The 13,355-nt window shown below is 43.4% G+C and carries 11 protein-coding genes and 1 other annotated feature; of the genes, 9 read left to right on the top strand and 2 right to left on the bottom strand.

Annotated elements, in window-relative coordinates:
* Positions 1-90 precede the first annotated feature (90 nt).
* The 3 genes from ACFPZG_RS07115 (at position 91) to leuS (ending at position 4,387) form a co-directional block, all read left to right on the top strand.
* Complete coding sequence (locus ACFPZG_RS07115) at positions 91-777, top strand: CoA transferase subunit A (protein ID WP_317940676.1); 687 nt, start codon at positions 91-93, stop codon at positions 775-777.
* A gap of 18 nt (positions 778-795) precedes the next feature.
* Positions 796-1,440, top strand: a complete 645-nt coding sequence (locus tag ACFPZG_RS07110) for a 3-oxoacid CoA-transferase subunit B (RefSeq protein ID WP_283732501.1) — start codon at positions 796-798, stop codon at positions 1,438-1,440.
* Positions 1,441-1,685: 245 nt separating this feature from the next.
* Positions 1,686-1,901, top strand: a binding site (T-box leader).
* A gap of 71 nt (positions 1,902-1,972) precedes the next feature.
* On the top strand, positions 1,973-4,387 hold the full coding sequence (gene leuS, locus ACFPZG_RS07105) for a leucine--tRNA ligase (protein WP_317940677.1): 2,415 nt from the start codon (positions 1,973-1,975) through the stop codon (positions 4,385-4,387).
* Between the two features lie 193 nt (positions 4,388-4,580).
* Here leuS and ACFPZG_RS07100 read toward each other — a convergent pair whose 3' ends face one another.
* On the bottom strand, positions 4,581-5,843 hold the full coding sequence (locus ACFPZG_RS07100) for a BaiN/RdsA family NAD(P)/FAD-dependent oxidoreductase (RefSeq protein ID WP_317940678.1): 1,263 nt from the start codon (positions 5,841-5,843) through the stop codon (positions 4,581-4,583).
* A gap of 314 nt (positions 5,844-6,157) precedes the next feature.
* On the opposite strand from ACFPZG_RS07100, the gene ACFPZG_RS07095 reads away from it, so the two are divergent.
* Both ACFPZG_RS07095 and ACFPZG_RS07090 read left to right on the top strand, forming a co-directional pair.
* On the top strand, positions 6,158-7,774 hold the full coding sequence (locus ACFPZG_RS07095) for a putative polysaccharide biosynthesis protein (protein ID WP_317940679.1): 1,617 nt from the start codon (positions 6,158-6,160) through the stop codon (positions 7,772-7,774).
* A 3-nt stretch (positions 7,775-7,777) separates the two neighbouring features.
* Entirely contained in the window at positions 7,778-8,503 is a 726-nt protein-coding gene (locus ACFPZG_RS07090) for a pseudouridine synthase (RefSeq protein WP_283732500.1), read from the top strand.
* 412 nt (positions 8,504-8,915) lie between these two features.
* On the opposite strand, the gene ACFPZG_RS07085 is transcribed toward ACFPZG_RS07090, so the two are convergent.
* Positions 8,916-9,137, bottom strand: coding sequence for a DeoR family transcriptional regulator (locus tag ACFPZG_RS07085; protein ID WP_283732499.1), 222 nt, complete (start codon positions 9,135-9,137; stop codon positions 8,916-8,918).
* A 265-nt stretch (positions 9,138-9,402) separates the two neighbouring features.
* Here ACFPZG_RS07085 and pepV point away from each other — a divergent pair, with 265 nt between their 5' ends.
* The 4 genes from pepV to trmB are packed head-to-tail and all read left to right on the top strand — an operon-like array spanning position 9,403 to position 13,332.
* Entirely contained in the window at positions 9,403-10,809 is a 1,407-nt protein-coding gene (pepV, locus tag ACFPZG_RS07080) for a dipeptidase PepV (protein WP_317940680.1), read from the top strand.
* Positions 10,809-11,660 carry a D-amino-acid transaminase gene (gene dat / locus ACFPZG_RS07075; protein WP_283732498.1) on the top strand — a complete coding sequence of 284 codons (852 nt, stop codon included), beginning with the start codon at positions 10,809-10,811 and terminating at the stop codon, positions 11,658-11,660. The genes pepV and dat overlap by 1 nt, the downstream gene beginning before the upstream one ends.
* Positions 11,661-11,689: 29 nt before the next feature.
* On the top strand, positions 11,690-12,643 hold the full coding sequence (locus ACFPZG_RS07070) for an NERD domain-containing protein (protein ID WP_283732497.1): 954 nt from the start codon (positions 11,690-11,692) through the stop codon (positions 12,641-12,643).
* A 44-nt stretch (positions 12,644-12,687) separates the two neighbouring features.
* Positions 12,688-13,332, top strand: a complete 645-nt coding sequence (gene trmB, locus ACFPZG_RS07065) for a tRNA (guanosine(46)-N7)-methyltransferase TrmB (protein WP_283732496.1) — start codon at positions 12,688-12,690, stop codon at positions 13,330-13,332.
* Positions 13,333-13,355: the final 23 nt, after the last annotated feature.

Here is a 13,355-nt window from a genome sequence, read left to right as displayed (position 1 = left end):
TAACAAGGATGATTGCGTCAATCAAAATAGTTTGATTAAATATAGGTAGGCTAGTAGCAATTATTCAAGTAATTGAAGGGGGCAGGCGAAATGAAACCGATTTATTCAACAGCGATGGAAGCGATTTCACAAATTGAAGATGGTTCAACTTTAATGGTAGGTGGCTTTGGTTTAGTTGGAATTCCTGAGCAGCTCATTTTGGCTTTGGTCGAAAAGGGTGTTAAGGATTTGACGATTATATCGAATAACTGTGGCGTAGATGAATGGGGATTAGGTCTTTTATTGAAGGAAAAGCAGATTAAAAAGATGATAGGTTCATATGTTGGGGAAAACAAAGAATTTGAACGTCAGGTCCTATCCGGCGAAATTGAAGTTGAGCTGACTCCTCAAGGAACGCTTGCGGAAAAGATACGAGCCGGTGGTGCTGGAATTCCTGCTTTTTACACTCCAGCAGGGGTTGGAACGACTGTAGCCGATGGTAAGGAAACAAGAATTTTTGATGGCAAAGAATATGTCCTTGAAGAAGCGTTGGTTGCCGATTTTGCATTGATCCGCGCAGCAAAGGCGGATAAGCTTGGGAACTTGATCTACAACAAGACAGCACAAAACTTCAACCCGATGATGGCGGCAGCAGGACGCGTGACGATTGCTGAAGTGGAGGAGATCGTAGAAACGGGGCAACTAAGTCCTGCAACAATCCACACGCCAAGCATCTATGTACAAGGGTTATTGCAAGCGGATCAGGAAAAACGAATTGAGCGGTTAACTACGCGATAAGGAAGGGGAATGTTCACCATGACGACAATTAATTACAGAGAAAGAATTGCTAGACGCGCGGAAAAGGAAATTAACAATGGCGATTACGTAAATCTTGGAATCGGCATGCCAACACTGGTCGCTAACTATATTTCGGATGATAAGACTGTTGTGCTTCAATCGGAAAATGGTCTTCTTGGAATCGGACCGTACCCGACGGAGGATGAAGTTGATCCTGATCTGATAAACGCAGGAAAAGAAACAGTTACGACAATCCCAGGATCGGCATTCTTCAATAGCGCGGAATCATTCGCAATGATCCGTGGCGGACATGTCGATGTTGCAATCCTTGGTGGAATGGAAGTGTCCGAAAAAGGGGATCTCGCGAACTGGATGATTCCTGGAAAGATGATCAAAGGCATGGGCGGCGCGATGGATCTTGTGCATGGCGCAAAGAAGATCATCGTCATCATGGATCATGTTGCAAAAGACGGATCAGCTAAGATTAAAAAAGAATGCTCACTTCCTTTGACAGGAAAAGGCGTTGTCCATAAAATCATCACGGAAAGAGCTTTAATTGACGTGACACCGGAAGGCTTGGAACTGAAGGAAGTTTTCGAGGGGTTCACTGTCGAAGACGTCATTAACTCGACAGAAGCTGAATTAAAAGTGAATATTGGTTGATCACTAAATGCCAAATCCTCGTTAATGAGCTTGGCATTATTTTTATCTATTGAATCAGACAACATATCTATCGAATCGAAAGAGTTATCTATTGAATATGCATAGTTATCTATTGAATCCGGAAATTTATTACCAAAAAAGGACCTTGGACTCACCTGCTTTGTAGCGGCTTCCATCAAATTATTAGACATCTAGTTGTAAATTGGAACAATTTCGGGTACACTACAATAAACTGAATTCAAATAGCGTTGGCAGTGAAGAGGAACTAGTAATCGGTACGGTCGATTGAAGAGAGCAGGCGGTTGGTGCGAGCCTGTACGACTACGATGAACTCGCCTATGAGCCTGTATCGGTGAACGAAAAGTAACCGGTGCCGTTTTCCGCGTTAAGGAAACAAGTTGGGCGGCATTGCCGTCAATTTGGGTGGCACCGCGGGAGTATACATACCTCTCGTCCCTTATCTTTAAGGGACGGGAGTTTTTTAATTCCCGCAAAACGCGATTTTGTTTGTAATGGAAAGGAATGAATCAGAATGAGTTATCAACATGTACAAATCGAGAAGAAGTGGCAACAGTATTGGAAAGACAATAAGACATACAAAATGGTCAACGATGAATCAAAGCCGAAATTCTACGCCCTTGATATGTTCCCATATCCGTCAGGTGCAGGACTTCACGTCGGACATCCACTTGGCTATATCGCAACGGATATTTTAAGTTCATTCAAAAGAAAGCAAGGTCATAATGTCCTTCACCCGATGGGATGGGATGCATTTGGTCTTCCAGCCGAGCAATATGCAATTGATACGGGTAATGACCCTGCTGAGTTCACCGCGAAAAATATTGCGACGTTCAAACGCCAAATGGATGATCTTGGGTTCTCTTATGACTGGGATCGTGAAGTGAATACAACAGATCCGAAGTACTACAAATGGACGCAATGGATTTTCATCCAACTGTTTAAAAAAGGCTTGGCGTATATTGATGAAGTGCCTGTAAACTGGTGTCCTGCACTTGGAACTGTCCTTGCGAATGAAGAAGTAATCGACGGGAAATCGGAACGTGGTGGCCATCCAGTAGAACGTCGTCCGATGCGTCAATGGGTATTGCGTATTACGGAATATGCGGATCGCCTACTTGAAGATTTGGATGATCTTGACTGGCCGGATAGCTTGAAGGATATGCAACGGAACTGGATCGGTCGTTCTGAAGGTGCTCAGTTGACATTCGAAATTGGCGGAACAGATCTTTCATTCGAAGCTTTCACAACTCGTCCGGATACGATTTTCGGTGCGACATATGCGGTACTTGCTCCTGAGCATAAGCTTGTTAAGCAAATTACGACTGCTGAACAACAGGCAGCAGTTGACGCTTATTTGGATAAAGTGAAAACGAAGAGTGACTTAGAACGTACAGATCTTGCGAAAGAGAAGACGGGCGTATTCACAGGCTCTTATGCAATCAACCCAGCAAGCGGCGAGAAGATGCCGATCTGGATTGCGGATTATGTGCTTGCTTCATATGGTACGGGTGCGATCATGGCAGTTCCTGCACATGACGAGAGGGATTATGAGTTTGCGGTTGAATTCAAATTGCCAATCGTAGAAGTCGTTGCCGGTGGCGATGTTACGAAGGAAGCTTATGTTGGCGACGGCGAGCATATCAATTCTGGTTTCTTGGATGGGTTGGGCAAAGAAGAAGCAATCGAAAAGGCAATTGCTTGGTTCGTTGAAAACGGAAAAGGCGAGAAGAAGATCACGTACCGTCTTCGCGATTGGCTATTCTCAAGACAACGTTATTGGGGTGAACCAATCCCAGTCATTCATTGGGAAGACGGTTCCATGACTACGGTCGATGAATCCGAACTTCCGTTAATGCTACCGAAGACGGATAATATCAAGCCAAGTGGAACAGGTGAATCTCCGCTTGCAAATATCGAAGAGTGGGTTAACGTCGTTGATCCGGAAACTGGCATGAAAGGCCGCCGTGAAACGAATACAATGCCGCAATGGGCAGGAAGCTGCTGGTACTATCTGCGTTATATCGACCCGGATAATGATGAAATGCTGATTGATCCGAAGCTTGCAGAACGCTGGTTGCCGGTTGACATTTACGTCGGCGGAGCGGAGCATGCGGTACTTCACCTTCTATATGCTCGTTTCTGGCATAAAGTGCTTTATGATATCGGTGTCGTTCCAACGAAGGAGCCATTCCAAAAGCTGTTCAACCAAGGAATGATCCTTGGAGAAGGACATGTGAAAATGTCTAAGTCTCTTGGCAACGTCATCAATCCTGACGATATCGTCCATTCGCATGGAGCGGATACACTTCGCCTATACGAAATGTTCATGGGTCCACTTGACGCATCAAAAGAATGGTCAACGAACGGCCTTGATGGAGCGCGCCGTTTCTTGGATCGCATCTGGCGACTATTCGTCAATGAAGATGGAACGCTTAGCTCGAAAATCGGAGGCACGCCGGGTGGCGCACTTGAAAAGGTGTATCACCAAACTGTGAAAAAAGTGACTGAGGACTTCGAAGGAATGCGCAATAACACTGCAATTTCGCAGATGATGGTGTTCATCAATGAAGGCTATAAAGTCGACTCGATTCCTAAAGAATTTGTTGAAGGCTTCGTCATCATGATTTCACCGATCACTCCGCATCTTGCGGAAGAGCTATGGGAGAAGTTAGGTCATAGCGAATCGATTTGCTATGTTGCATGGCCGTCCTTCGATGAATCGAAACTATTCGATGATACAGTGGAAGTAGCTGTACAAATCAACGGTAAAGTCCGTGCGAAGATCAATGTTGCTAAAGATATTACAAAGGAAGAATTAGAGAAAGTCGCGCTTGAAGATGATCAAGTGAAGCAATGGATCGATGGGAAGGAATTGAAGAAAGTTATTGCAATTCCTGGTAGATTGGTCAATATTGTTGCTGTTTAATAAATGAAAAATCCACGGGAAAGAGTAAATTCTTTTTCCGTGGATTTTTTTGTTGAAATCTTATCGGTGAGAGATACTATTGTTCAAAGGAATCCATCCCGAGCCCAAGAACTGTCATCCTCGCTCGAGAATCGTCTTTCCGCGCTCAAGAATCGGATTCTGCACCGAATAATCTGCCGCCTACATTACAAACTCAATCCCTCGCAAACGCTCCGGCACTCATCCCCGCAATCCGTCCTGTAACAAGCGCAGATGTAATATTATATCCACCTGTATAACCATGGATATCCAATATCTCTCCGCAGAAGAAAAGTCCGTCTTTTTTACGTGAAGCCATCGTCTTCGGTTCGATCTCCTTCGTGGATATCCCCCCACCTGTGACGAATGCCTTTTCAATCGGCTGCGTACCATTAACCGTCATTGGAAAGCCCTTTAACAAGCCAGCCAACTTACGGATTTTTTCATTTGATATTCCTGCGCCAGTATCAGCTGCATCAATTTCTGCCCTTTCGAATAAAAACAGAAGCCAACGTTCAGGGGCGACACCCTTCAAACTATTCTTAATCGCTTTCTTCGGATCTTCCTTCAACATAGCGTAAATCATTTGAAATGCCTTTTCTTCATTCATCGATGGCAAGGAATCAATCCGCATCTCAACAGGCTTCGCACCGTTTTTCATCCGTTCCTTCACGACAAACTGGCTGCACCGTAATATCGCAGGACCGCTTAATCCGAAGTGGGTGAATAACATATCCATCTGATGTGTAACCAATGTTTTTCCCTTGGCGTTCAATACGGATACAGCGACGTCGCGTAGTGCAAGTCCTTGTAATTCTTTTGATTGGATAAATGGTTCGCCGGACAATAAAGGGACTTCAGTTGGATACAATTCAGTCACAGTATGACCTGCTTTTTCAGCCCAAGGATATCCGTCCCCTGTACTGCCGGTTTGTGGGACTGCTTTTCCACCAACAGCAACCACTACCGCATTTGCACGGATTTCTTCCCCATCTTCAAGACGAACGCCTAAAATCCTCTCATCATCCATCAATAGTTTCTTAACACGAGTAGATAACCGCACTTCGACATTCAGACGATCCATCTCACTAAGCAATGCATTCACGACATCCTTAGCGTTATTTGAGACGGGAAACATCCTGCCGTGATCTTCCTCTTTCAAAGGAACGCCAAGCCCTTCGAAGAATGCGATTATATCCTCATTGTTGAAAACGGAAAATGGGCCGTATAAAAATCTCCCGTTTCCAGGGATGTTCTTAACGATTTCTTCGAGTGGCAAACGGTTTGTAACGTTACACCGTCCGCCCCCTGAAATGGATAGTTTATTGCCAAGTTTTTTTCCTTTATCCAAAAGAAGGACCTTGCCTCCCTTTTCGGCTGCAGCGATGGAGGCCATTAACCCTGAGGGACCCCCACCGATGATAATAACGTCATACATAAATGGAACCACACTTTCAGTTTTTCTCCATTATACATGAACTGTCCAATCAATTCCGCCTTGGCGGAATTGTGTCCAGATTTTTTCGAGCTTGCTCGAAAAGCTCCTTTGAAAATCTGTGACATCCCCCGGAGGGTTAACTTAATTCAGCCTGGATTTGCATTTTTATCCTATTAGGAGTAACTATTCGATCCGTCAATTTTTGTAGGGGTGGAACATAGGCTGAATTCAGTTAATCATTGTGAAAAGTGTCGGCTGGGGTTAAACTGATAAGTAGCTTTGTCAAGTAGTTCTTAAGATTGGAAGGATCAAATATGTCATCAAACCTTGTAAAAGGCACGGCCATTTTAACAATCGGGCTCTTTTTATCCAAGGCGCTCGGTCTTTTATATGTTATTCCGTTTTATGCCATTGTTGGTGAGGAGAATGTTGGTTTATATCAATATGCATACATTCCTTATAATTTGGCGTTAGCTGTTGCGATTTCAGGTGCACCACTGGCCATTTCAAAATTTGTATCAAAATATAATGCTGTAGGGGATTACGCTACCGGTCGGAAACTGATGAAATCCGGAATGCTTGTCATGGTTGTGACGGGGGTATTATCGTTCTTAGTATTATTTTTCATGGCAGAACCGATAGCGCATCTCGTCATAGATGCTGACGACAAAAATTTTACAATCGCAGAGATCACATCCGTCATTCGCTGGGTGAGCTACGCATTGCTTGTCGTCCCGCTTATGAGTATCGTCCGTGGTTACTTGCAAGGAAATCAGAAGTTTGAGCCGACTTCCGTTTCACAGCTTATTGAACAAATTGTTAGGATTATTGTCGTGCTTCTTGGGGCGTTCATCGTAGTGAATGTTTTAGATCTCTCGCCAAGGATAGCTGTTAAATTTGCTGTGTTTGCAGCTTTCATCGGTGCGTTGGCGGGGCTGGTTGTTTTGTATAAATACTGGTTGAAATACAAACCCGAGTTCAAGCAACTGTATGAGAGCAGTCCACCGGCAAGTGATATTACTTTTTTCGATATGTACAAAGAAGTTATCGGTTATACAATACCTTTCGTTCTTGTTGGCGTTATCAATCCCTTATATCAATTCGTGGATATGATCACATTCAAAGATGCGATGAAATCAATTGGTTTAAAAGACGTCACGACTATGTATTTTACGATGCTCAACTTTTTGACACATAAGGTTGTCATGATACCCGTAATGGTTGCGACAGGGTTTTCAATGGCATTAATTCCTGTCATAACAGGTTTCTACACGAAAAAAGATCAGAAGGGAATCAGCAGGTCACTCGACCAAACATACCAGATCATGCTGTTTCTGACAGTTCCGATGGTCCTCGGACTGATAATCCTTTCAAATGAAATATATACATTTTTCTATAGCGAAAATTCAATCGGTGCCGATGTGCTGGCTACATATGCACCAGTCGCAATCCTGTTTGGACTCTTCACCGTAACAGCTGCCATCCTTCAAGGGATCGATAAACATAAATGGATTGTCTTTACATCGCTTACGGGCTTACTGGTTAAAATGATTTTGAATATCCCTCTTATCAAGCTTTTCGAAGTGAACGGCGCGATAGCTGCAACAACAATCGGATATGGAATAGCAGTTTCCATTAATCTGTTTGTGATATCGAAGGTGCTCAATTACCATTCGAGAATGGTGTTCAGGCGATTGATCCTTATCGGGATTTTCAACGTTATTATGTTTATTGCAGTCCACTTTACTTTAAAAGGATTACTTGCAATCAGTCCAGTTGGTGGTAAAATGCAAGCGCTGCTTTACGTTCTGATTTGTGCTTTTGTTGGGGCAACTGTGTATGGAGCCTTGGCGTTAAAATCAGGTCTTGCTCAAAAGTTATTTGGTGATCGTTTAACGAGAATTACGAAGAAGTTAGGGTTTGGAGGATAATCAATGCGTTTGGATAAATTACTCGCGAATATGGGATTCGGCTCGCGTAAAGAAGTGCGCCAGCTTCTGAAGAAAGGCGCAATACAGGTGAATAGTGAACAGGTGAAGGACCCTGCGCTTCACGTTGATCCAGAATTGGATGAAGTAACGATCCTTGGTGAGCGGATCGTATATAGGGAATTCATATACTTAATGATGCATAAACCGCAAGGGGTTATATCGGCGACAGAAGACCTTCGGGATCGGACTGTCATTGATTTATTGGATAATGAGTACAGACATTTTGAGCCTTTCCCGGTTGGCCGTCTTGATAAGGACACGGAAGGCCTGTTGTTAATCACCAATGACGGAAAGCTGACCCATGAATTATTATCACCGAAGAAAGAAGTTCCGAAAACGTATTATGCGCATATTGAAGGAGTCGTCACTGAAGAAGATATTGCGAGGTTTTCTGAAGGGGTGACGCTTGACGACGGTTATTTCACCAAACCTGGCAAGCTTCGGATTTTAAAATCTGCCGATGTATCCGAAATCGAACTGACAATTACTGAAGGGAAATTCCATCAGGTTAAGCGTATGTTCGAGGCTGTGGGTAAGCGGGTTATCTATCTTAAACGCCTATCGATGGGACCGTTGCAGTTAGATGAAGGGTTGAAGCTTGGGGAATATCGTGAATTAAAGGAAGATGAATTGGCTTTACTTCGCAATGAAAAAGCTGAACTGGATTGACAGTTCAGCTTTTTCAATTTCTCGCATGTGTTAACGTCTAGCTCCGGGCGGCAGCCTCTCGGGTCGCTTCGCCCTTGAAAGAAAAGGCAAAGAGCGCCTTTTCTTTCAAGTCCTCCAGCGCCTGTCGAGGCTAAACGCCGCCCTACGCTTTTGAGTGTCGTCTAGCTCCGGGCGCCAGTCCCTCGAGTCGCTGGAAGAAAAACCAAAAAGGCAAAGACCGCCTTTCCGGTTTTTCTTCCAGCGCTTGTCGGGCCTAAGCAGGCGCCCTACGCTTTTGAGTCGTCTAGCTCCGGGCGCCAGAGGCTCGGGGTCATAAGTCAAAGCTACTGCGTGGCAAAGACCGCCACTCCGTATCTTCGCCTTATGCCTGTCGCCTCTAAGCAGGCGCCCTACGCTTTTGAGTTGAGTGTTGTCATAAGGGTAATTTAACTTTTTTCTGAGTTGTTGTCCATTTTCCGCGGGTTGGGCTTGTTATGAGTTCATTATATTCAAGAACGTTCAAATCCCGTTGTGCGGTGCGGCTTGTGATGCCGAATTCTTCTACTACGTTTTCGGTTGTAACCATGCCCCGATCAAGAATGTACAAGTAGACATCCTTAATACGGATAAGCATACGATCAGTAGCGGTATTCAACTGTGGAACCACTCCTTCATCTTCATTTTCCAAATCTATGGGCATGAGACTATTGAATGTTACCTATGCAAGTTGAAATTGGCCCCTGACAATGCACTCCTTTCAGCAGAACGCTGTATCGGATAAATGTTCCGATAATATAATTATAGCTTATTTTCGGCGATAGTAAAAGAATTTTTTGTTAATTCAATGTAAATTTTGCTTGGTACTTTATTTTCCAAGCTGAACATGTGAAAATAAGATAATAGGAAAGAGGGTGCCTAAGTTGGTAAATTGGAAAGAACAAGCATTGGAAAAACAGGATTTTGTAATTGATGATTTAAAGCAGTTGATTTCTATTCCTTCTGTATTAGATGAAGGTTTGTCCAGAGAGGAAGCGCCGTTCGGTCCCGAGCCAAAGCGTGCGCTGGATTGGCTTTTAGAGGAAGGTAGGAAAGCTGGTTTTACCGTCAAAAATATCGACAATATGGCAGGGCATATCGAAATGGGCGAAGGCGATGAACTATTAGGGATCCTTTGTCACGTAGATGTCGTACCGGCCGGAAGTAACTGGACTTACGGGCCGTTCGAGGGTAGTGTAGCTGATGGGAAGTTGTTTGGACGTGGCGCAATCGATGATAAAGGCCCGACAATTGCTGCTTGGCATGCCATGAAAATGGTGAAAGAAGCCGGCATCCCTCTGAATAAACGGGTACGTCTCATTATTGGAACTGATGAGGAAAGTGGATTCCGTTGTGTTAGACGCTATTTTGAAAAAGAAGAGATGCCGACAATCGGGTTTGCACCGGATGCAGATTTCCCGATTATCAATGCCGAAAAGGGAATTTCATCATTGGTCTTTTCACAAAAAACGAATACGCCAGATGGACAATTACTTGACTTCAAATCAGGAAATCGGACGAATATGGTGCCTGACCATGCTCAAGCAGTCATTGGTATTGGATTCGCTGAAATTAAGGATCGGTTTGAAAGCTTTATGGATTCCTATGATTACGGTGCAACAGCAAACGGAAATGATCACGAGACAACGATAAGTGTCAACGGGAAATCCGCTCATGCGATGGAGCCCAATAAGGGTGTGAATGCAGCTGTTGTGTTGGCCTCCTTCCTGAATGAAATCTTCACAGATGGAGCATCAAAGGAATTCACACAATTCATTGTGGATGCATTTGGAAATGAAACACGTGGACGCTATCTTGGCCTAGATTTCAATGATGAAATATCAGGTGATACGACTTTGAATGCAGGTATCGTTTCTTATACACCTGAAGAAGGTGGACGAGTTAACGTAAGCATGCGCTATTCGGTTACGTATCCGTTTGAGGAGAAAGTTGACAAATGTACTGATGTGCTTGTAGATTCTCCTTTCAACTTAGAGGTGAAATCCAATTCAAAACCACATCATGTGGATGCAAATGACCCGTTCATTAAAACATTGCAGGAAGTTTATACAGCATACACAGGTGAAGAGGCTGAACTTTTATCAATCGGTGGCGGTACGTACGCACGTGTGTTGGATAAAGGAGTCGCTTTCGGCATGCTTTTCCCGGGTAGGGAAGATGTTGCCCACCAAGCGGATGAATATGTATATATAGAGGACCTTATAAAGGCGACAGCCATATACGCGGCGGCAATCAGCCGTTTAGTGTCTAATGAGGAAGGGGAAAGATAATGATTCACTTTATCGACGGGCAATTTTTAGCGAAGGATAGTATTAACGTTTCCATTGACGATAGAGGCTATTATTTTGGAGACGGTGTTTACGAAGTCGTAAAAGTATATGATGGTGAATTATATACTGCAGAGGAGCATATCGAGCGTCTATTTCAAAGTGCTTCAAAAGTTAAAATGACCGTTCCTTATTCCGAACAGCAGTTAATTGACATTGCCAAGGAATTGGTTAAGGTTAATGGAATCGTGACAGGGCATATTTATATGCAAGTGACCCGCGGAGTTGCTGCGAGGGTACATCAGTTCCCGAACCCCGGAACTGCACCTGTTGTAACAGCGTATGCGGTCCATAATCCAAGACCGATGAAAACTATCGAAAATGGAGTACGGACGATAATTGTTGACGATATTCGATGGCTCCGTTGTGATATTAAGAGCTTGAACTTATTAGGGAATGTCCTTGCTAAACAGGAAGCTTATGAAGCAGGATGTGCCGAAGCGATTTTCGTACGGGATGGTATTGTGACAGAAGGATCTTCTTCTAATATGTTTGGTATCAAAGATGGTGTTGTTTACACACATCCTGCATCAAATCTCATTCTAAATGGAATCACCCGTCGAGTTGTATTAAAATTATGCGAACAAAACGGAATAACTGTAAAAGAAGAAACATTCTCACCTGACGAAGCTCTTGAAATGGATGAGTTTTTCATGACTTCTACGACAGCAGAAATTACACCAGTTATTATGATTGATGGGAAAGCGATTGGGTCAGGCGAACCTGGTCCTATAACAAAGAAATTACAAGAGGCTTTTACCCGTCAGATTCCTGTTTCAGTAGTAGGAGAATGATTATTGTCAATTGAACGGAGTTGATGGATTTGGCGCAGCTCGTCAAACTGCTTGATTATATTTCCCGCTATGAAAATGATTTATCACATTATCCTACACAATATATCAGGCTTAAAAAGTCCCAATGGGAAAGGATGAAGCTCCAATGGCAGAACGGAGCGGAATTCCCGGGCAGGGAAGAAATTCCTGAAGTGGAGGAGGAGCAGCTGAGGGAGGGGAATTGGCTTACCCCTCTTTTCAGTTTGTTTGGAAGGAGAAAGGAAAGAGAGTTTGAGGCTGAGACTGATGAAATGGATGTCGTGACGGATGAAGTGAGTGAGTTGGAAAATTTCGGATTTAATCCTTACGTCTTATCAAACCCCGGCAATCTTGAACATCTTCGCAAGCTCTTTTTAGATCAGCTATTTCATTTCCAGTTGAAATGGGCAAGCTCTACATTGCGGGAAACATCTCACCTAAGTGCGAGGTTCATGGGAGATAATTTGCTTAGAAGCTTTACCCAGCAACTGCCCGACAGTTTTCTGCTATTCTATTATCCAATCCTTCAAGTGAAGAAAGCCCCGGTTGAAGTGGATATTATATTGGTAACCCCACTCGAATGTCTGTGCATCACAATAGTGGAACAGGAAGATATTGCAGCGTATGTTGCTAATGGAGATCGTTTTTGGACGAAAAAGGTTGGTACCAAGGAATCAAGGATCCTTAATCCTCTAATTGGGCTTAATCGAATGGAGAAAATCATCTCGGGGATTTTCAGTACCCAAGGAATTGACTTCCCTATTAAGAAATTCGTACTATCAAGAAACGGGTACATCGATTATCCCGGATCCCCGTTTGATATTAAAATTATAGACCGCCGGACGTATAATGAATGGTTCACATCACTCCAACAATCCACTTTTCCAATGAAGTTCAACCAATTCAAGGCGGCCCAGTCGATTTTGGATAATGTCCAGACTACAGCATTCAGCAGGCTGGATTAAATGAATGACAACGATAAAAACGAAAAGAAATGAGTGTAAATAAAATGAGGCTGCGCAATAAACCATGGGCAAAAGACTTCATGGCAGAACATCCAGATGTACTAATCAACGAAGAAGAAGGAGCAGTGAAGGATTGGAAGGCGATTTTCAACAATGAAAACCCAATCCATGTAGAAGTAGGTACTGGTAAAGGTCAATTCGTCATCGGAATGGCATTAGCGAATCCGGACATTAACTATATCGGTATTGAACATTTTGATAATGTTATTGTATCCGCTTTGGAAAAGGCCATAGAGGCGGGAAAACCATCGAACCTGAGATTACTTCGGGGAAATGGTGCTAATATGGAGGACTTATTTAAGGCTCGAGAGTTGGATCGTATTTATCTAAACTTTTCAGATCCATGGCCAAAAACCCGACATGCAAAAAGAAGACTTACGCATGAATCATTTTTGGCAAGATATGAGGAGGTTTTGAAGAAAAAAGGTGAAATCCACTTCAAAACGGATAACCGCAAACTATTTGAATACTCACTTGTTTCCATGTCTTCTTATGGCATGATATTGAAAGATGTCTCCTTAGATCTACACGCAGAAATGCCTGAGGATAACATCATGACGGAATACGAAGAGAAATTCTCGGCAAAGGGACAACCTATTTATCGGTTGGAGGCAATGTTTAACAATTAGGGAAATGCAAGAAAGGGGATGTT

It is taken from the genome of Sporosarcina thermotolerans (genome assembly GCF_042658975.1).
Taxonomy (GTDB): Bacteria; Bacillota; Bacilli; order Bacillales_A; family Planococcaceae; genus Sporosarcina; species Sporosarcina thermotolerans.
The sequence above is the reverse complement of the archived record's forward strand: the minus strand, read 5'-3'. Positions and strand labels throughout refer to the sequence as shown.